Consider the following 18287-nt stretch of genomic DNA (forward strand, 5'->3'; position numbering starts at 1 on the left):
ATCTGCATGTCATTTCAACTATTATTAAACGTAATCATTGCATTCACATGGATGTTTTTGAGAGGGATTTGGACACTACCTTCCTTTATTATAGGATTTTTCTGGGGAGCGGTACTGCTGTTTGTTTTCCGCCGTTTTTTTCACAGACGTTTTTACCTGCATAAAGTGTATGCGATCATTAAGCTGCTGTTTATTTTCATACGAGAATTATTCAAAGCCAATATTGCAGTGACGAAAGACGTATTGCGCCCTAAATTAAATATTCAGCCAGCCATCTTTGCAATGCCAACCCGTCTGGAGAGTGAATGGGAAATTACCATTCTTTCTCTTTTAATTACGCTAACGCCAGGCACACTGGTAATGGATGTGTCAGATGACAATTCTACTATCTATATTCATGCAATCAATACCGACGATATTGATGACATTATTACAGATATTCAGCAAACATTCGAAAAAGCTATTATGGAGGTGAGTCGTTAAATGCTCGATATTTTTCTAAACGTTTCGCTCATTCTCATTTCTGCTTCAACTATTGGGTTTGTTTACCGAGTGGTAAAAGGTCCGTCAACTGCTGACCGAGCAATGGCCCTTGATGCTATTGGAATTAACATCATTGCTATCACGGCCATCATCTCGATTATTTTTCGAACTCAGGCTTTTTTCGAAGTCATTTTACTGCTAGGCATCATAGCCTTTGTAGGTACCGTTGCTTTTTCTAAGTTTTTAGAGAAAGGAGAAGTGATTGAATATGAACGTGATCAGTGAAATCATTGTAGGAGCTTTGGTACTCATAGGGTCTCTTCTGACAGTTGTGACCATGATTGGGCTTATTCGTTTGCCTGATACGTACACAAGAAGTCATGCTGCCTCCAAAAGTGCTACCTTAGGCGTCCTGTTTATATTAGTGGGCTGCTTACTCTACTTTTGGATTGACACTGGCCATATTAGTGCACGGTTAATTTTAGCGATTGTCTTTGTGTTTATCACCTCTCCTATTGCTGGGCATTTACTAGGAAGAGCAGCTTATTACAGCGGAGTTCCTCTTTCTGATAAAACCGTTCGGGATGATTTGAAAACCAAACAGCAGAAAAAGCTTACCCATCATGAATAAAAAAAAACGCCGTGCGGTTTGCACGGCGTTTTTTATCGAGAATCTTATAAAGAAGCGCGTAGGATTGCTAGTACATCTTCTTTGTTTAATTTTTTAAATTTACCAAATTCACCTTTGGCCATCGCACGATCAGCCATAAGATCTAATTTGTCTTCCCCAATATCATAATCAGCTAAGCGAGTTGGTGCACCTAGGCTTGACCAGAATTCACGAAGCTTATCCACACCTTCAAGTGCTACTTCTTTATCTGTCTTACCTTCCGTATCTACGTTAAATACGCGTACAGCTACTTGCTTGAAGCGATCTACGTTCTCATCCATTACGTGTTTCATCCAGTTCGGGAATAAAATTGCGAGTCCACCCGCATGTGGAATATCATATACAGCTGATACCGCATGCTCAATATTATGAGTAGCCCAATCGCCTTGGTGTCCCATTTGTAACATACCGTTTAATGCGATGGTACCATTATATAAAATCGTTTCACGTAACTCGTAGTTTTCTAAGTCGTTTAATAATTTTGGTCCCGTTTCAATAACCGTTTGTAGCACACCTTCACACATACGATCTTGAAGCGGCGTATTTGTTGCAGCATGGAAATATTGTTCAAATACGTGGCTCATCATGTCAACCATGCCATAAACTGTTTGATTTTTTGGTACAGTAAATGTATTAACCGGATCTAAAATAGAGAATTGAGGGAATGTTGCCGGACTGCCCCAGCCGTATTTTTCTTGTGTTTCCCAATTTGTAATAACAGAACCAGCATTCATTTCTGAACCTGTTGCTGCTAATGTTAGCACTGTTCCAAATGGAAGAGCTTCAGCTGCGAATACGTCGCGGTTAATGATGTCCCATACGTCGCCATCATATTTTGCGCCAGCTGCGATTGCTTTTGTACAATCGATTACGCTTCCTCCACCTACTGCAAGTAAAAATTCAATACCGTTTTCTTTACAAATATCGATTCCTTTGCGAACAGTTGTCAGACGAGGATTCGGTTCTACTCCCGCTAACTCATGTACTTCTGCATTCATGTCATTCAGTACATCCATTACTTGATCGTATAAACCGCTGCGTTTTACACTTCCTCCGCCGTATACTAATAATATCTTTTTACCAAAGCGACTTGCTTCTGTTTTTAATTGCTCTAATTGACCTTTACCAAAAATTAATTTTGTAGGATTATAAAATGTAAAATTGTTCACTATAAACTCCTCCTTACGAGCTTGATTACATGCATCATTATGAAGAACAACTTTTTGATTGTAAAGAAAATTGACTTCCTAAAGATTATTCCCTGTTGGCTAGATGCTCACCCCATCCAAATGAACGTTTATTTGTCTGTATCTTCCAAAAGCAAATATGCATATTTCCCTCTAAAAAAAGCAGGCTAATAAGTGAACTACAAAACAAGGAGGGTTCATCATGAGTGGTATTCAACGTATTGCGCTCGTATTAACGATTATTGGAGCAATTAACTGGGGACTTATTGGCTTTTTTCAATTTGATTTAGTAGCAGCAATCTTCGGCGGTCAAACATCTGCTTTCTCCCGCATTATTTATGGATTGGTTGGAATCGCAGGACTGATTAACCTAGGTCTATTATTTAAACCTTCTGCTGAAGTAGAGCGTACAGAACCTAGAACGGAACATTAAAAAAGAAGGATAGCTAAGCTATCCTTCTTTTTTTCTTATTTCTTATTTCTTAATTAGATCTTCGCGGTTTGATTGCTCAATCCACTCTTCTAATTTTTCTTTTAATGTGTTGAATCCTTGAGTAGATTCAGTATGAACTGTTGCTTGACCTTGACGCTTTTTAGCAGGTTTTTTAGGTGCAGAAGCTTCAGTTTTTTCTGGAGCTGGCTCAGTTGCACGAATAGATAAACCAATTTTACCAGTTGACTCATCAACAGATAAAACTTTAACGTTTACTTCGTCTCCTACTGATAAATGTTCGTTAATATCTTTAACGAAGCCATGTTTTACTTCTGAGATATGAACTAATCCTTGAGTTTCTTCATTTAATGCAACGAATGCACCGTATGGTTGAATTCCTGTTACTTTACCTTTTGTAACAGTACCGATTTCAAATTTTGACATATAAACACTCCTAGATACCTTATTATTTTCACCATTATAGCCAATTTAAAATTATAGCACAGTTCATAGATTGAATCAAAAAGTAGTTATACTATATTTATTATTTACCAATTTCGTCACAAATATAAACTAACACTACATTTCATCATAGCAAAAAAGATATTATATCAAACCGTCTATACGATATGACATAATATCTTATTTTTATTATAACTTATTTTCAACAAAACGGCTAATCCGTTTTATGGATTCTTCTAATGATTCCATTGAAGAGGCGTATGAACAGCGAATATGTCCCTCTCCGCCTTTTCCAAATACATTGCCTGGCACGACGGCTACTCGTTCTTCAAGCAAAAGCTGCTCAGCGAATTCTTCCGATGACAATCCCGTTTTCTTGATAGACGGGAATACATAAAACGCTCCTCCGGGAGAATGGCATTCCAGACCAATTTGATTTAATGACTTCACCATATAGTTCCGTCTTCTGCGATAGCTTTTTCTCATCTCTTCTACGTCATGCTGCCCGTTTTGTAGTGCTTCAATTGCTCCATACTGGGCCATGGTAGGCGCGCACATCATTGTATACTGATGAATTTTCAGCATTGCTTTAGCAATCTCAGTTGGTGCACATATGTACCCAAGACGCCATCCAGTCATAGCAAACCCTTTAGAAAAGCCTGAAATAATAATAGTTCGTTCTTTCATTCCTTCTAAAGAAGCAATAGATGTAAATTCTTCATCATATGTTAATTCTGCATATATTTCATCCGTGATAACAAGCAAGTCATGCTTGATTACAATATCCGCAATAGCCTGCAACTCTTCTTTAGATAGCGAACTTCCTGTTGGATTATTAGGAGAACATAAAAGAAGGGCTTTCGTGTTGCTTGTAATGACTTCTTCAATCTGTCTAGGCTGTAGTTTAAACTCCGTTTCTGCCGTTGTTTCAATTGCCACAGGAACTCCTCCTGCTAGAGAAATTAACGGACTGTAAGACACAAAGTTTGGCTCCACGACAATAATCTCATCTTCAGGGTTAATCAAAGCTCGCATTGTAATGTCTAAAGCCTGACTTCCTCCAACGGTCACAATAATATCATCTTTATAATCATACGAGACGTTAAAATTTCTTTTCATATACTTCATAATTTCAAAGCGGAGCTCTAAAAGCCCCGCATTTGCTGTATAAGAGGTATATCCTCTTTCCAACGATAAAATACTCGCTTCTCGAACAGCCCAAGATGTGACAAAATCAGGTTCACCTACTCCAAGAGAGATGACGTTATCCATACTTGCTGCTAAATCAAAAAAGCGGCGAATACCTGAAGGTTTCAGCTGTTGTACAGTTGTTGACAAGCGCTCTTTCATTACGGAGACACCACGATTCTGCGATCTTCATCGCCTTGATCGTAGATGGTACCATCGTGCTTGTATTTTTTCATAATAAAGTGAGTCGTTGTAGATAAAACAGAGTCTAGCGTAGAAAGCTTTTCAGAAACGAAAAATGCTACTTCAGACATTGATTTTTCTTCAATAATAACAGACAAATCATATGCTCCTGACATTAGGTACACGGATTTTACTTCTTGAAAACGATAGATGCGCTCCGCAATCTCGTCAAAGCCTACTCCTCGCTTTGGTGCAACTTTTACATCTATCATAGCTGTAACGCCCTCATGTCCATCTACTCGTCTCCAGTTAATATCAGCTGAATATTGCACAATTACTTTTTCTCTCTCTAACTTTTTAACAATATTAGAGGTTTCTTCAAACGTTAAATCCACCATTTTTGAAATACTATCTATTGAAATACGGCTATTTTTTTCTAGAATTTCTAAAATTTCTAACTCTTTTTCTTCTAAGAACACCGCGTTCCCCTCCTACACCGATTAAATTTTTTCACTTTTTCCATTATATCAAATTTAAACACATCTTTAATGTGAAATCTATACCGGTAATTGAGTTTCATTTTATAGATTGCTGGAAATTAGGACAGACTAGAAAGAAAAAGATGGAGTGAAACAAATTGACTGACTCTAAAATTACTTGCCACCAGCGTACTTTTAATGGCGTCAATGTTTACTACGAATGCCATAACTATCACCCTGATAAACCAGCTATTGTATTTATTCACGGCTTTTTATCATCCAGTTTTAGCTTTCGGCGTTTAATTCCTTTATTTGAAGATACGTTTTCTGTCATTACGCTGGACCTTCCGCCATTTGGGCGAAGTGAAAAATCGTTAACCTTTCAATACTCGTATAAAAACTTAGCCAAAATTGTCATCGAGTTGATTGAATACTTAAAATTGAAAGATGTTGTACTATCGGGACACTCAATGGGAGGACAGGTTTGTTTAAACGTAGCAAAATTAAAGCCTTCTTGTGTATCAAAACTCGTTCTTCTGTGCAGCTCAGCTTATTTAGGCCCTTCACATTATGGGTTGGTCATGTCTTCTTATGTTCCCTTCTTTTATCTGTGGGTAAAAACGTGGCTGTCTCGCAAAGGTGTATTAGGTAACTTGCAAAATGTCGTATTTGATCATCAGTTAATCGACGAAGAAATGATTGATGGCTATACTGAACCCTTTTTGGATGACCGTACGTTTATGGCTTTAACAAGAATGATTCGTGATCGAGAAGGAGACCTCTCCTCAAAGGATTTGCAGCACATAAAAAAACCAAGTTTACTCATTTGGGGAGAAGAAGACCGAGTTGTCCCTTTACATCTCGGACGTAAATTAAAAGATGATTTGACAGACTCTACCTTTATCTCGTTAAAGGAAATTGGACATCTTTTACCAGAAGAGTGTCCCGACATTGTGCAGTCTCATATGGTCGATTTCTTGTACGGTGAAAAAGCCCTGTCTCAATAATGACGGAGCGAGTTCATATATTTCACACGAGGCGCTAACTTTAATAAAAAATTTATTAGTGGTGCTTCAGCCAATTTCCCCACTTTCTTTATTGACTTCACAAGTTAACTTCGTTGACAAACGTATTAAAAATAAGCAAACTATTATATTAAAAAAGGGGGTACTTTTATTGTCTACTTATTCTTTTGATCAATTAATTAATCGTACAGGTACGCAGTCCGTAAAGTGGGACAAAACGGATCTCGTTTTTGGAGCAAAAGATGTTCTGCCTTTTTGGGTAGCTGATATGGATTTCCAAGCGCCGCCTAATGTTCTTCAAACCATTAATGAGCGTGTCAAACACGGTATTTTCGGCTACACTTCCCCTACAGAATCTACGGCAAATGCTTTATCATCTTGGGTAAAAAACAAGCATCAGTGGACCATTGATCATGAATGGATTACATACAGTCCAGGAGTTGTATTTGCCCTGAGTATGGCTATTCAAGCATTTACGGAACCTGGAGATTCAATTTTAATTCAACCTCCAGTTTATACTCCGTTTTTCAACATGATAGAGGTAAATGATCGAGAAGTTGTTGAAAATCCGTTAAAACTTGCGGGCGATAAATACGAAATTGATTTTGCAGATTTAGAGAAAAAATTTGCAGAAGGCGTAAAATTAATGATTCTTTGCAGTCCTCATAATCCAGTAGGACGCGTGTGGACAAAAGAAGAACTGAAGAAGCTTGCCGATCTTTGTCAAAAATACAATGTATTAATTGTTTCAGATGAAATTCATTCTGATCTAATTTACCATCCTTATAAACACATTCCCATCAGCATGGTGAGTGAAGATGCAGCCAATCGAACCATTACGTGTATGGCCCCTAGCAAAACATTCAATATACCAGGACTTCAAGCTTCAGCTATTATTATTCCAAATGAGAAGCTGCGCACACAGTATGTTCAGCAGCAGCAAAAACAAGGTTTCTCTAATCTAAATACATTTGGAATCATTGGTTTAGAAGCAGCTTACAGCGAAGGTGGCGAATGGCTAGAAGCACTGCTTGTGTATCTGAAGAAAAATGTAGATCTCGTGACAGGGTTTATAAGTGAACACTTACCTGAACTGCGAGTCATTCAGCCGGAAGGAACTTATCTACTATGGATTGACTGCAACAAGCTGCACTTATCAGAAGAAGAATTACATGAACGTTTATTAGAAAAAGGCAAAATCGCCGTAGAAAAAGGCGAAAAATACAGTTCCACATATGGAAAAGGTTTTATTCGCTTGAACATTGGCTGTTCACATGAACAACTTCAAGAAGGATTAAATCGCTTAAAAATAGCTTTAACGTAAAAAACAGCGTTCTTTCTCACGAAAGAACGCTGTTTTTAATGTTTTTTTGAAATAACTCCGCACGCGATTCGCTTGCCAGAATTACCTGATGGCTCTGTCATTCCATCATCACCTTGTTCAGTAATTACAAGAGAGGAACCATCCATACGCTTAACGAGAGACGTCTTTCCTTCTTTTAACGTGACTTGAGGAACCATATCCGTTCCTTTATACGTCTGATCGTCTTCTACCACAATATTTTTCATATCGCCTAAATGTGGTCCTTTTGGATTTAACAGTCCGTGTTTCTTTTTATCAGGATCAAGGTGATTTCCTGCACTTTTAAAGTTAGGAGCTTTGCAAATCCCCATTTCATGAATATGTACGCCGTGTTCGCCAGGTGGAAGTCCGCTTAAATCGTACGTAAACTCAATTCCATCAGCCTGCTCTTTCAATTTGACTGTACCGATGCTATCTCCATCTGCGTTATAGACTTTGACTTCTTTATTGGATATTTCTTTTTCCATACACCCCGTTAACAAGAAAAAAGGCACGGTTCCAATGAGTAGTAGTTTTTTCATGTTGCCCTCCAATCGCATACGCACTAGCGAAAGTTTTAGATGTCTTTCCATAGATTGTCCAGCAACATATCATTTTAAACGCTTACATTTTATTTGCATTTCATTAGAGTGACTTCTTATTTTCTTGTTCTTTCAACTTTGCTTCTAATTCCTTCGTTTTTTCTTCTTCTTTTTTAGACACCTTGATGATGAACCGCCAGACTGCAACTGCTGCTAGTACAAAAATCGCCATTGTAGCAAAAGCAGGAATATATTCTGTTTTATCTTCCGGAAAATAAAGCAAAAACATTAAATACATCATGTACAACATCCTTTCATAGAAACGGTAGTAGGTTTTGATTTATACTGTTTATAACAAACACTTTACTTAAAGGAGATCTGGCAATATGACATTTACAATTGGTCAAACCGTTACAGCACTTTATAAAACCGGGAAATACATCGGTGAAATTACACAAGTTCGAGATCTGCATTATGTTGTACGAATTCAAGCTGTGTTGAAGCATCCAGAACAAGGTGACTTACATAATCCTGGACAAGTGGACGTACCTTTTTTTCACGAGCGAAAAGCACTTGCGTTTCGAGAGCAGGCCAACATTCCTCAAAAAATGGTTCATCTCTATGAAGACAGCGTTCCTGATTATAAGCATTCACTAAAAAAAGCCCTTGAATTAAAGATAGCTGAACAACAAGCCAAAGATAGCGCTTTTGCTCAAGCAAGTATTGACTGTTTAGAAGAGTTAAAAAAAGAGTACGGTATTCATTAAGCAAAAAGCCAAATTCACATAGAAGTGATTTGGCTTTTATAATGCAAATTTATTTAATACTTTTGAAAAATCGATTCGATCTCCTATGGTCGTCGGCTCCGGCTTTTGAAGGTACCGCTTATCTTTTTCTACAAGCTTAAAGATGTTGAGTGTCGTCATCGCATCATCAAGCGCGCAGTGGTGCTTTCCAGTTCCTTCTTTACCATACTCTTGCACAGCTTTCCAAAGGCCGGTTTGATTTTGATCTCCAAAAAAGCGCTTATACTCCATCGAAAGATCAATTTCTTTACCTGTAAAAGGAAACGGCACCTTATTTTTTTGACAGCACTGCCTTAATACTTTCATATCCATGTTTCCCCATGTAATAATCGTGCTGTTTTTATACATGCCCAGTCGCTGTACAAGCTGCTCTAGCGTAATTCCTTCATTTACTTGATTTTGTTCGATATGGAGAAATGATTTACAGCGCTCAGTTAATTTTGTAAAGTGTGTAGGCTGTACGTAAGAGGAGAAACGATCAATGATTTCTTGATTTTTAACAAACACCAAACCAACTTCAATGATTTCCGGAAAAAAGCCTTTTGGAAAACCTTTATACTCTGGCATTGTAAATTCAAAATCAATGAATAAATACTGAGAGTTCTTATCCAATATTATCACCCCTTTGTAAAATAAACCGCCCTACTATATTAATGCTATTATAGCACGATTGAACAATCGGAAGGTCTATTTTCTGTTCTTATTTTTAATATTATGAATATTCTAGTTGCTGAATAAAAAGAATACTTTACTACTACTATATTCTAGAGCATGTCTCTATGCGCAGGGTAACTGTCACGAATAGACATAATTTCGCTTCTTTTTTTTACCTATTTTTTCACTTTTTTATGTATCCGCTCTTCCAAATTCTCTTTAAGCTCTCACATCAGTGTGTGAGGTGCTCCTGCTGACTTCAAAAGCATACCTCACACCTTTTAGACTAAGCCTTTCTTATATTTAAGCTTTAGGCAGAATAGCAAGCGTGCACCGGGATATACAGATTAAATTCTCTTCTTCATCTTGAATTTTCACTTCCCAAACCGCTGTTTTTTTTCCTTTATGTAAAGGAACGCCTATAGCTGTAACTGTTCCATCTTTTTTCCCTTTGATATGATTAGCATTAATCTCTAAACCCACGCAGATTTCTTTTTCAATATCTACACTTTTAATAGCACCTAGACTAGCCACAGTTTCGGCTAACGCCACCGATGCTCCTCCGTGCAAAAGCCCGAATGGCTGACGCGTTCGCTCATCAACAGGCATCGTCGCTTCCACTCTTTGTTCACTTGCGCTAATAATCTCAATTCCTAATGCTTCTAACAGCGTATCTTTTGTTTTCATATACATACCTCCCTTTGTATCTAGTATACAATAACGGTTTTGCTACAACATATACGAACCCTCTACATATACATAATAAAAATCCGTTTTTTAGGAGGATTCTTATATGAAACCATTTGCTCCCTTGTCTTACTACTGGCCATCGTACTACATGCCTCACCCTTATACATACAGGGTACCTAGCTTACCTGAGGCGGACATAGCGACTTTCCAGCAATCTCTTAAAGTGATTCCCTCTACCATGCAAAGCGCTACCATATTTATCCAAAGAGCTAACGCTTCGCCAGCTTTAATAAAAAAAATAAAAGCTGCTGCTCAAGAATCTAAAGTGAGTGAAGTAAAAAGACTCATTCTTTCAACAGGCGTTAAGGCCAAAATTGATGTTTTTTATACGCCAGACTATATTAAAATTACGTTTATTCATCCCGATAACCAATTTGACTGCTGTCACGTTTCGTTAAATATTAAATGGTAAAACACAAGGAAAAAAGTCTTATTTTCTTTTGAAAAAGATGTACATGTTGTTTTGTTTCGAATATTATAATATATGCCGTTTTTGGATGTAAAAACAAATTACATGATAATTGTATTTAGGAAATAAATATGATATTGTATTTGGAAATATATTTTTTCTTTAGGAGGGATGACATGATGAGACATGTTACGCTAGTAGAAATTTTCACGCATCCTATCGCTCAAAAATATTTAACACGATCTGGCGTTGCGCATGCTGTATCGGTCGCCTATCATGCGTTTCGTCTATCTGTACAGCATAATGTAAACCCTGATTTAGCTACAAAAGCAGCGCTGCTTCATGATATTGGCCACTACGAATGGTACACAAATGGTCAGTGGGACTATGAGAAGTATCGTCAAAATGATATTCACGCTATTAAAGGTGCTGAACGTGCACATAAATTACTCATTCGTTTAGGCGAGGAACCTCAGGCGGCAAAAGAAATTGCCTTAGCTATTTTACTACACACAGACTCCTATTTGCCTGAAGGAACCATTCAGCAACGCCCTCTTCAAAAAGTAGTCAAACTAGCTGATGAAGCTGATGAAGAGCCAGGCGGCAAACATCATTACCGTGAAATGGAATACAATTTGGCTGTAAAGAAAATTAAGGAGCTTGATAAGAAAGTGCTTGAACTTCTACATTCCAACCAATTTAAACAGTTAGGCTGACAGGATTAACTCCTTTCATAAGAGTTAATCCTTTTTATTATTTCTCCTCATAATTCCCTGCAAATTACTCATACTACTTATTGATTCTCATTTTTGGTTAGTTAGGAGGAAGAAGAATGTCTAAAAACGCTAGAGGTTACGTGCAGGATTCTTGTACGTCATTAAATCAGGCAAAAGCAAGCCTTGAACAAGCTCTTCAAACAGTAGAGAAAGATTCAAATCGCGAACATATTGAACAATCTCTTCAGGCTGTAGAGCAAGCATTAGGAGCTTGTGACAGCACTGCTTCTACTCTTTCTCAAGCATGAAAAAAAAGCAGCCGGTTTTAATCGGCTGCTTTTTTTTCATTAGAGACCCTCTATTTACAAGATAACTGAGGCAACCCACCCAAAAATAATGAGTGGAATGTTATAGTGAAGAAAAGTTGGTACACACGTATCCCAGATATGATCATGTTGACGATCGACTGCTAGTCCAGATGTTGGTCCAAGCGTACTGTCTGAAGCTGGTGAACCAGCGTCTCCAAGCGCTCCCGCTGTACCAACAATACAAATCGTTGCCATTGGACTCATACCAAGTTCTAAGCAAAGAGGAACAAAAATCGTCGCGATAATTGGAATGGTAGAGAAAGAAGAACCAATGCCCATTGTGACTAAAAGCCCGATGACAAGCATAAGAAATGCACCCAGCATTTGGTTTCCGCCAATAAGAGCAACAGAGCCTTTTACAAGTGCTTCTACATCTCCAGTTTCTTGAAGAACTTTTGCAAAACCAGAGGCTGACAGCATAACAAATCCGATGAAAGCCATCATTCTCATTCCGTTCGTTAATACTGGATCTGCTTCATTCCACTTCAAAGCCCCGCTGAAATAAACGACCACAATTCCTGCAAGCGCTCCGAAAATCATAGAATCTACTAAGAGCTGCACAGTTAAAGCCGCTACAATCGCAAGTAACGCTACTATAATCCCTCTTGTTGTGTAACCTGTACGCTCCTCTGCGCCTTGATCAATGTCAATGTCTTTATAACTGCGCGGCTTACGGTACGAAATAAACACAGCAAACAATAAGCCCGCTACCATTCCTAAAGCTGGAAGAGCCATCGCCGTGGTAATATCTCCTTTATCAATCGTTAATCCACTTTCTTTGATGTTAGTAAATAAAATGTCGTGATAAATCTTACCGAATCCTGCCGGCAAATACATATAAGGTGTAACCAATCCAAATGTAATAACTGTTGCGACTAATCGGCGATCTATTTTCAACTGATTAAATACTTTTAATAGCGGTGGAATTAAAAGCGGAATAAATGCAATGTGAACCGGAATAACATTTTGAGAAAAACACGAAATAATAAGGATGATCAATAAAATTAGTACTTTTGACAGTGACTTCTTTTTCGTTTCTCCTTCTTTTCCTACTATTTTCAACGCTAGCTGAACAACGGCATCAGGCAGCCCTGTCCGCGAAACAGCCATTGCAAATCCTCCAAGCAAAGCATAGCTTAATGCAACAGAAGCACTGTTTCCAAGACCATCTGTGTATATACTTACTGTATCTGTGAGGCTGATACCGCCAACAAGTCCTCCAATTAGCGCTCCGACCGCTAAAGAAAAGACAACGTTGATACGCAATAAGCTCAAAATCAGCATCACGAGCACAGCTATTAATACTGCATTCATTTTGAAACCTCCATTTTTCTTTTTACTTTATCTCATTAAAACATTAGAGAGATAAACAACATGTTCATTATATTAGGTATAGAAAAAAAGTCAATCATCTTACTAAATAAACGTTTGTTTAACTTCTCTACATCCTTAACAATATAAGGATTTTTTTAAACAATCTTTTCTTCCTAAAAAGAAAAAAATGTTATGTAAACATATTAAAAAAGAAGCATCTTCGATGCTTCTTTTTACGTTTCTTTCTATCACTGCTATGTTCTTTTTATTAATTGGCTTCAAATAAACAAACCATCGCAGCTAGGGTTCGCACCATCACGCCTGTTGCACCTGAAGGTCCTAACTCATGAGAAGCAGCGGATGTTGCAGTTCCAGCAATATCCAAGTGAACCCATGGTGTTTGCTCTGCAAACTCACCAATAAAGGTTCCTGCCATAATTGCGTGCCCCTCCCGTCCAGGAGAGTTATTTAAATCTGCTACTTTACTTCCCCGAACACGCTTTTTGTCTCGTTCTGTAATAGGCAGCTCCCAAATCGGTTCGCCTGTCTCAATGCTCGCTTTCGCTATTCGCTGCAATAAAGCAGAATCATTCGTCATTGCCCCAGTTGTGTGTGTACCAAGAGCTACAATTACACCACCCGTTAATGTCGCCACGTCTACTAAATAATTTGCTCCATGATGCTTGGCATATGAAATACCATCAGCTAGTGCTAAACGCCCTTCAGCATCTGTGTTCAGCACTTCTATTGTCTTTCCATTCATTGCTGTAATAACATCATCTGGTTTAAAGGCACGCGCGCTAATAACGTTGTCAGTTGATGGAATGACCGCTACTACGTTTTGATGAGGTTTTAATTCTCCAATCGCTTCCATTGCACCAAGAACAGATGCAGCTCCACCCATATCTGTTTTCATGCCTACAATCCCGTCTTTAGATTTGATAGAGTAACCACCTGTGTCAAAGGTAATCCCTTTTCCTACCAACCCAATAACGTCTTCCCATTTTTCTTTACCTTGATATTTCAGCACAATCATTTTAGGAGGCTCTGCGGAACCTTGATTGACTGCGAGCAACGCGCCCATTCCTAGCGTTTCCATCTCTTCTTTTTCTAAAATTTCATATTCAAAACCATATGTATGTGCCATTTCTACTGCATAATTAGCTAAATCTGTAGCCGTTAGCATATTGCTTGGTAAGTTAACGAGGGTGCGGGCTGAGTTTGTTGCTTTCCCGTACGTATATCCAACCAACGCAGATTGTAAAACGTCTTTATAACAAGAAAACAGTTCAATTTTCTCAAGCTGCTTGTCAGGCTCATTTGATTTCTTTTTGTAGTTTTCAAACTCATACATAGCAAGCTGTTGAGCTTCTCCTAGTAAAGCTGCAGTTTCTTGCTCTGACCACTCTCCTGTATCAAATGTAGGAAGGACGACCGATGCGTTTGAAATTTTTGCTTCTTTTAACTTTTTAAATAAAAGGCCAAAGCTTTCTTTGAGCCCATTTTTAGTTAACGCTTGCTTTCGTCCGAGCCCTACAAAATAAAGACGTTTTGCTCCTAATTTTCCTAGTGTATGAATCGTTGATATACGCTTTTCCTGTACGCGAATATCTCCTTCCTTAATCAAATGAATGAGCTGTCCACCTAAAGCATCATCAATTTCTTTTAGAAAGCCTTCAAACTGTTGGTTTTGATTAAATAACCCGATTACGAGCGCTTCTGTTTGATGATCAACACCATATGTTTCTACGTGCGAAAACATAAAATTCCTCCCTTTTACGTATAGATATTTTATTTTTATTTATCATCTGCTTTGTTTAATCTATTCAGCAAGTGGAATATATATCATATTCACCACTGTTTTCATCTATATACATATGATAGCAGAAATACAATTTTTAATCACAGTTCAAAAACCTTAGTTTCACACATATACTTTCATCTACCACTGTTTTCATCATACGGATTTATCTTTTTAGACATTTTAAGTTGAGGGAGGACATCTCAATGGAGTTATTCTCAAATTTTCCACTTTGGAGTTCATTAATCGCTATTTTCTTTGCTCAATTTATTAAGATTCCCCTTTCTTTTGTAGCTACTAAAAAAATAGACGGCAGCTTATTTTTTAGTACGGGGGGCATGCCAAGCTCTCACTCCGCAGCCGTAACTTCCTTAGCAACTGCCATTGGGCTAGCAGAAGGTCTTAAATCCCCTATTTTTGCTCTATCCGCTATTTTTGCCATCATTGTCATGTTTGATGCTAAAGGAGTAAGAAGACACGCAGGAGAGCAAGCAACAGTTTTAAATCGTTTGGTTGAAGACTTTCAGCGCGCAGTAAAAGAGGCAAAGCTGTGGACGACCAATGAAGAGGACGAAAAACAAGTGAAGCTAAAAGAACTGCTTGGGCATAAGCCTATTGAAGTTTTCTTTGGAGCCTTAACAGGAATAGCAGTTGCTTTTGTAACGTATTATGTATGGCCATAAAACATAAGAAAACACATGAAGAATGCTTCATGTGTTTCTCGTTTATTTCACCTGCTGACGAAAAACTTGCATCGATTTCTTTTCATTCAGCATTGTTAACTCTTCTTCAGTTAAACGGCCGTCTCCTGATTTGACTACATAGACGTTTAATTCTTTCTTACCCCATATGTTATACACATCAGAAACAGTTTCAAAGTATAAATCAAGATGATTGCCTTTAATAGCCCCACCTTTATCTGCTACCACTCCGTACCCATAGCCCGGAATGAACAAGATCGTGCCGATTGGAAATATGGTTAAATCAGCAGCGATGGTTGAATACAAGTCACGTTTTACTTTAACGCCCGAATATGTAATACCATACCCTGGATGATTGGGATTTTTCCCAGTTGATTCGTAACCAGCTGTGTAACCCGTAGCCAATACATTCTTAGTTGGATAACGCGACCAATCAAATGCTTCTTCAATTGTCAGACGCTCTCTGTCATTGCTAGCTGCTTCAACTCTTAGTGGTTTTAGAAATGATGGTAAGAGCCTTTCATTCATTAGAGGATGCCCTGTACTGTTTATAAAAGGCATATATTTGATGACCGTGTTTATTGGGACGCCAGTAATTGCTTCATATGTTGTAAACAGCGCTCCGACCAGTAGTAGGCACATAATGAATCGCTTTGCTATTTTTCCAATCATTGAGATTTCCACAACTCCTCTCACGAATCTATTTGTTTCCAACATAAAAACAAATTATTCGTTCGCGAGAAGAATTTACATTCAAAACATTTGGTACCCTCTTGTTCGTAAAGATTTAATGGTAATACCTGAAGCTAGTGCACCTATAAAACCAGCCATTAAAATCGCAATGTCAGCTGTGGCTAAAGATAGCACTTTTGTACCTAGCTGCTGAAAGGAGTGAGCGGGATGTTGAATGTAATCAACCGCTCTTACATCATCAATAATAAGAATAAAAATTACGGGATAAATAATGGCCATAATCCAAGACATGCGAAGCAGCATATTCAACAAGAAACCGATTCCAAAAAACAACACAAAAAACAACAAGATGGAGATAATTAGGACAGGCACACTCATTTCCATTGCTTTTCGCCTCCGTTACTCTTTATACTCTCAGTTTACTTAAGAGTAATCAAGGCGTCAATCACAGAAAAGTAAGTTAATACCAAAAAAAGCAAAAGGTTTGAAGACCTTTTGCTTTTTGTTTTAAAAGAAATTAAATTTTCCCTTTTTCAATACAAGACCTGCTCCGCCTTGAAGGAAAAGCGAGCGATTATCAACAACTTTTTTCATAAAAGATGCGCTTGAACCAAATAGTTTTCGACCGTATACAACGCCAATTGCGTCATCATGCCCTAACGAACATACCGTTCCTTTAATATCTGGTTTGAACTCGCTTAATTCTTTTTGCCCTTTCATCAAACGGCTAATATTTTCAGCGCAGGTACCGCCTTGTTGCATAGCGATTTGAGCTGTTGGCGGATAAGGACGTTCTGTTTCTGGGTTAATCATTAGTGAACAATCTCCAATAACAAACACATCTTCATGCCCTGGTGCCAGCAAGCTATTGCTTACTTTTACACGTCCGCGCATGTTCTCAAATCCAGCTTTTTCAATTAAATGACTGCCTCGAACACCTGCAGCCCATACAACTGTTGCTGATTTGATTTCTTCCACTTGGTCATCTTTTGATACAATAATTCCTTCTTCTGTACACTCTTTAATCGCTGTTCCGATCTTGAACTCGATTCCTTTTCGTTCTAGCTGTGTTACCGCATATTCTACAAGTTCCGGATCAAAACCTGGCAAGGCCGTAGGCGCTGCTTCTACACAAATAACGCGTACTTTTTCACGCGGGATATCAAACTCTTTGCAAAGCTGAGGGACTCGATTTGCTAATTCTCCCACAAATTCAATGCCGGTAAAGCCAGCACCTCCAACAATGATTGTCAGAAGTTCGTCTCTTTTTTCCACTTCATTGTTGTACGTCGCAAACACATAATCAATATGCTCACGAATTTGACGTGCTGCATTAATGCTCGTAATGGTAAATGCATGTTCTTTTAAACCTTTAATTCCGAAAGTTTCTGCTTCGTACCCTAAAGCAACAACTAAATAATCGTACGTTAGCTCACTGTTTTCAAGAAGAACACGCTTTTCATCTAACTTAATATCTACGACCGTGTCTTTAATAAATGTAACCTTATTCGTGTTAATTAAATTTTTAACAGGAACACGAGAGCGATCTTGATGAATTGTACCTGCCGATACTTCATGAAGCCATGTCGTTTCGTAATGGTAATCGTTTTTATTTACCAAAACAATTTCCGCATCACTAGCACCCAGTTTCTTTTGTAAATTAACAATTGTCATAATGCCGCCATACCCGGCACCCAAAATGACGATTTTAGGCTTTTTCATAGGAATGTCATCCACCTTTTTTAGTTATAGTCACAAGTATGTCTTACAAATATAATGATAAGAGCAATTTTATTTGGTTTGCTTTTTTATGTTAGTTTGAGCAAGAACGATCATCGCTATCCATTTATTATTCATATACGAAAAATAATGTGAATCACTTCACGTTCTTTTTTAAAAAAATACATTTTTTCTTTTTCAAAAAAATGTAAGCATAAGTCCTAGCTTGATTTACACCAACATCTTATGCTTTTTTCATCGGTTTTTCAACCCTTCACTTTGTATTTACAAGCTTTTAAATTTTCAATTACTTTCCTGTATACCCAGTTTTATATTTGACCAAAACGTGTGGTTATGTTAAT

At 37.9% G+C, this 18287-nt stretch carries 24 protein-coding genes; 11 read left to right on the forward strand and 13 right to left on the reverse strand.

Going from position 1 to position 18287, the window contains the following annotated elements; genetic code table 11:
- Positions 1–6 precede the first annotated feature (6 nt).
- Genes ACWATA_RS27405 through mnhG form a run of 3 tightly spaced genes read left to right on the forward strand, consistent with a single transcriptional unit; the run spans position 7 to position 1114 of the window.
- On the forward strand, positions 7–483 hold the full coding sequence (locus ACWATA_RS27405) for a Na+/H+ antiporter subunit E (protein WP_013059594.1): 477 nt from the start codon (positions 7–9) through the stop codon (positions 481–483).
- Positions 484–768 carry a Na(+)/H(+) antiporter subunit F1 gene (locus ACWATA_RS27410; RefSeq protein ID WP_013059595.1) on the forward strand — a complete coding sequence of 95 codons (285 nt, stop codon included), beginning with the start codon at positions 484–486 and terminating at the stop codon, positions 766–768.
- Positions 752–1114: a monovalent cation/H(+) antiporter subunit G gene (mnhG, locus tag ACWATA_RS27415; protein WP_013085304.1), complete on the forward strand. Its 363-nt coding sequence runs from the start codon at positions 752–754 to the stop codon at positions 1112–1114. Before ACWATA_RS27410 ends, mnhG begins: the two co-directional genes overlap by 17 nt.
- Positions 1115–1158: 44 nt before the next feature.
- Here the strand turns inward: mnhG and ACWATA_RS27420 are convergent, their stop codons facing one another.
- Positions 1159–2322 carry an iron-containing alcohol dehydrogenase gene (locus tag ACWATA_RS27420; RefSeq protein WP_013085305.1) on the reverse strand — a complete coding sequence of 388 codons (1164 nt, stop codon included), beginning with the start codon at positions 2320–2322 and terminating at the stop codon, positions 1159–1161.
- A 220-nt stretch (positions 2323–2542) separates the two neighbouring features.
- Here ACWATA_RS27420 and ACWATA_RS27425 point away from each other — a divergent pair, with 220 nt between their 5' ends.
- Complete coding sequence (locus ACWATA_RS27425; protein WP_013059598.1) at positions 2543–2773, forward strand: DUF378 domain-containing protein; 231 nt, start codon at positions 2543–2545, stop codon at positions 2771–2773.
- A 42-nt stretch (positions 2774–2815) separates the two neighbouring features.
- Here ACWATA_RS27425 and yugI read toward each other — a convergent pair whose 3' ends face one another.
- From yugI to ACWATA_RS27440, 3 genes are all read right to left on the reverse strand, one after another.
- Positions 2816–3217, reverse strand: a complete 402-nt coding sequence (yugI, locus tag ACWATA_RS27430) for a S1 domain-containing post-transcriptional regulator GSP13 (protein ID WP_013059599.1) — start codon at positions 3215–3217, stop codon at positions 2816–2818.
- Positions 3218–3424: 207 nt separating this feature from the next.
- Positions 3425–4585: an aminotransferase gene (locus tag ACWATA_RS27435; RefSeq protein ID WP_013059600.1), complete on the reverse strand. Its 1161-nt coding sequence runs from the start codon at positions 4583–4585 to the stop codon at positions 3425–3427.
- Positions 4585–5085, reverse strand: a complete 501-nt coding sequence (locus ACWATA_RS27440; RefSeq protein WP_013059601.1) for an Lrp/AsnC family transcriptional regulator — start codon at positions 5083–5085, stop codon at positions 4585–4587. Before ACWATA_RS27440 ends, ACWATA_RS27435 begins: the two co-directional genes overlap by 1 nt.
- A gap of 158 nt (positions 5086–5243) precedes the next feature.
- On the opposite strand from ACWATA_RS27440, the gene ACWATA_RS27445 reads away from it, so the two are divergent.
- Together ACWATA_RS27445 and ACWATA_RS27450 are read left to right on the forward strand one after the other, a co-directional pair.
- A complete protein-coding gene (locus ACWATA_RS27445) occupies positions 5244–6092 on the forward strand; it encodes an alpha/beta fold hydrolase (RefSeq protein ID WP_165635031.1) in 849 nt (282 codons plus the stop codon).
- A 169-nt stretch (positions 6093–6261) separates the two neighbouring features.
- Positions 6262–7434: a MalY/PatB family protein gene (locus ACWATA_RS27450; protein WP_165635032.1), complete on the forward strand. Its 1173-nt coding sequence runs from the start codon at positions 6262–6264 to the stop codon at positions 7432–7434.
- A 35-nt stretch (positions 7435–7469) separates the two neighbouring features.
- Here the strand turns inward: ACWATA_RS27450 and ACWATA_RS27455 are convergent, their stop codons facing one another.
- Positions 7470–7994 (reverse strand): superoxide dismutase family protein, encoded by a 525-nt coding sequence (locus ACWATA_RS27455; RefSeq protein WP_033580466.1) that lies wholly within the window; start codon positions 7992–7994, stop codon positions 7470–7472.
- A 103-nt stretch (positions 7995–8097) separates the two neighbouring features.
- Positions 8098–8295: a hypothetical protein gene (locus ACWATA_RS27460; protein WP_033580465.1), complete on the reverse strand. Its 198-nt coding sequence runs from the start codon at positions 8293–8295 to the stop codon at positions 8098–8100.
- Between the two features lie 85 nt (positions 8296–8380).
- Here ACWATA_RS27460 and kapB point away from each other — a divergent pair, with 85 nt between their 5' ends.
- The gene (gene kapB / locus ACWATA_RS27465) at positions 8381–8761 is read left to right on the forward strand and encodes a kinase-associated lipoprotein KapB (RefSeq protein WP_033580464.1); all 381 of its coding nucleotides are present in this window, start codon (positions 8381–8383) and stop codon (positions 8759–8761) included.
- A 36-nt stretch (positions 8762–8797) separates the two neighbouring features.
- Here the strand turns inward: kapB and kapD are convergent, their stop codons facing one another.
- Together kapD and ACWATA_RS27475 are read right to left on the reverse strand one after the other, a co-directional pair.
- The gene (kapD, locus tag ACWATA_RS27470; protein WP_013085312.1) at positions 8798–9412 is read right to left on the reverse strand and encodes a 3'-5' exonuclease KapD; all 615 of its coding nucleotides are present in this window, start codon (positions 9410–9412) and stop codon (positions 8798–8800) included.
- A 345-nt stretch (positions 9413–9757) separates the two neighbouring features.
- Entirely contained in the window at positions 9758–10141 is a 384-nt protein-coding gene (locus ACWATA_RS27475) for a hotdog fold thioesterase (RefSeq protein ID WP_033580463.1), read from the reverse strand.
- 106 nt (positions 10142–10247) lie between these two features.
- Between ACWATA_RS27475 and ACWATA_RS27480 the strand changes: the two genes are divergently transcribed.
- The 3 genes from ACWATA_RS27480 (at position 10248) to ACWATA_RS27490 (ending at position 11637) form a co-directional block, all read left to right on the forward strand.
- Positions 10248–10616 (forward strand): YuzC family spore coat inner layer protein, encoded by a 369-nt coding sequence (locus ACWATA_RS27480; RefSeq protein ID WP_098627019.1) that lies wholly within the window; start codon positions 10248–10250, stop codon positions 10614–10616.
- 176 nt (positions 10617–10792) lie between these two features.
- Positions 10793–11329, forward strand: coding sequence for an HD domain-containing protein (locus tag ACWATA_RS27485; RefSeq protein ID WP_013059610.1), 537 nt, complete (start codon positions 10793–10795; stop codon positions 11327–11329).
- A gap of 116 nt (positions 11330–11445) precedes the next feature.
- Positions 11446–11637, forward strand: a complete 192-nt coding sequence (locus ACWATA_RS27490) for a hypothetical protein (protein ID WP_033580461.1) — start codon at positions 11446–11448, stop codon at positions 11635–11637.
- A gap of 54 nt (positions 11638–11691) precedes the next feature.
- On the opposite strand, the gene ACWATA_RS27495 is transcribed toward ACWATA_RS27490, so the two are convergent.
- Both ACWATA_RS27495 and ACWATA_RS27500 read right to left on the reverse strand, forming a co-directional pair.
- A complete protein-coding gene (locus ACWATA_RS27495) occupies positions 11692–13011 on the reverse strand; it encodes a Na+/H+ antiporter family protein (protein WP_033580460.1) in 1320 nt (439 codons plus the stop codon).
- Between the two features lie 268 nt (positions 13012–13279).
- Positions 13280–14773 (reverse strand): leucyl aminopeptidase, encoded by a 1494-nt coding sequence (locus ACWATA_RS27500; protein ID WP_165635034.1) that lies wholly within the window; start codon positions 14771–14773, stop codon positions 13280–13282.
- Positions 14774–15018: 245 nt separating this feature from the next.
- Between ACWATA_RS27500 and ACWATA_RS27505 the strand changes: the two genes are divergently transcribed.
- Positions 15019–15495: a divergent PAP2 family protein gene (locus ACWATA_RS27505; protein ID WP_013085319.1), complete on the forward strand. Its 477-nt coding sequence runs from the start codon at positions 15019–15021 to the stop codon at positions 15493–15495.
- Between the two features lie 42 nt (positions 15496–15537).
- Here ACWATA_RS27505 and spsC read toward each other — a convergent pair whose 3' ends face one another.
- From spsC to ACWATA_RS27520, 3 genes are all read right to left on the reverse strand, one after another.
- Positions 15538–16185 (reverse strand): stationary phase survival protein SpsC, encoded by a 648-nt coding sequence (gene spsC, locus ACWATA_RS27510; RefSeq protein ID WP_033580458.1) that lies wholly within the window; start codon positions 16183–16185, stop codon positions 15538–15540.
- An 81-nt stretch (positions 16186–16266) separates the two neighbouring features.
- On the reverse strand, positions 16267–16590 hold the full coding sequence (locus tag ACWATA_RS27515) for a YuiB family protein (protein WP_033580457.1): 324 nt from the start codon (positions 16588–16590) through the stop codon (positions 16267–16269).
- 123 nt (positions 16591–16713) lie between these two features.
- Positions 16714–17928, reverse strand: coding sequence for an NAD(P)/FAD-dependent oxidoreductase (locus ACWATA_RS27520; protein WP_033580456.1), 1215 nt, complete (start codon positions 17926–17928; stop codon positions 16714–16716).
- Positions 17929–18287: the final 359 nt, after the last annotated feature.

Source organism: Priestia sp. USM5, assembly GCF_058323215.1.

Coding starts and splice junctions, on each gene's coding strand:
- ACWATA_RS27405 (WP_013059594.1), top strand. CDS start 7: ATGTCATTTCAACTATTATTAAACGTAATCATTGCATTCACATGGATG.
- ACWATA_RS27410 (WP_013059595.1), top strand. CDS start 484: ATGCTCGATATTTTTCTAAACGTTTCGCTCATTCTCATTTCTGCTTCA.
- mnhG (WP_013085304.1), top strand. CDS start 752: ATGAACGTGATCAGTGAAATCATTGTAGGAGCTTTGGTACTCATAGGG.
- ACWATA_RS27425 (WP_013059598.1), top strand. CDS start 2,543: ATGAGTGGTATTCAACGTATTGCGCTCGTATTAACGATTATTGGAGCA.
- yugI (WP_013059599.1), bottom strand. CDS start 3,217: ATGTCAAAATTTGAAATCGGTACTGTTACAAAAGGTAAAGTAACAGGA.
- ACWATA_RS27435 (WP_013059600.1), bottom strand. CDS start 4,585: ATGAAAGAGCGCTTGTCAACAACTGTACAACAGCTGAAACCTTCAGGT.
- ACWATA_RS27455 (WP_033580466.1), bottom strand. CDS start 7,994: ATGAAAAAACTACTACTCATTGGAACCGTGCCTTTTTTCTTGTTAACG.
- ACWATA_RS27460 (WP_033580465.1), bottom strand. CDS start 8,295: ATGATGTATTTAATGTTTTTGCTTTATTTTCCGGAAGATAAAACAGAA.
- kapB (WP_033580464.1), top strand. CDS start 8,381: ATGACATTTACAATTGGTCAAACCGTTACAGCACTTTATAAAACCGGG.
- ACWATA_RS27475 (WP_033580463.1), bottom strand. CDS start 10,141: ATGAAAACAAAAGATACGCTGTTAGAAGCATTAGGAATTGAGATTATT.
- ACWATA_RS27480 (WP_098627019.1), top strand. CDS start 10,248: ATGAAACCATTTGCTCCCTTGTCTTACTACTGGCCATCGTACTACATG.
- ACWATA_RS27485 (WP_013059610.1), top strand. CDS start 10,793: ATGAGACATGTTACGCTAGTAGAAATTTTCACGCATCCTATCGCTCAA.
- ACWATA_RS27490 (WP_033580461.1), top strand. CDS start 11,446: ATGTCTAAAAACGCTAGAGGTTACGTGCAGGATTCTTGTACGTCATTA.
- ACWATA_RS27495 (WP_033580460.1), bottom strand. CDS start 13,011: ATGAATGCAGTATTAATAGCTGTGCTCGTGATGCTGATTTTGAGCTTA.
- ACWATA_RS27500 (WP_165635034.1), bottom strand. CDS start 14,773: ATGTTTTCGCACGTAGAAACATATGGTGTTGATCATCAAACAGAAGCG.
- ACWATA_RS27505 (WP_013085319.1), top strand. CDS start 15,019: ATGGAGTTATTCTCAAATTTTCCACTTTGGAGTTCATTAATCGCTATT.
- spsC (WP_033580458.1), bottom strand. CDS start 16,185: ATGATTGGAAAAATAGCAAAGCGATTCATTATGTGCCTACTACTGGTC.
- ACWATA_RS27515 (WP_033580457.1), bottom strand. CDS start 16,590: ATGGAAATGAGTGTGCCTGTCCTAATTATCTCCATCTTGTTGTTTTTT.
- ACWATA_RS27520 (WP_033580456.1), bottom strand. CDS start 17,928: ATGAAAAAGCCTAAAATCGTCATTTTGGGTGCCGGGTATGGCGGCATT.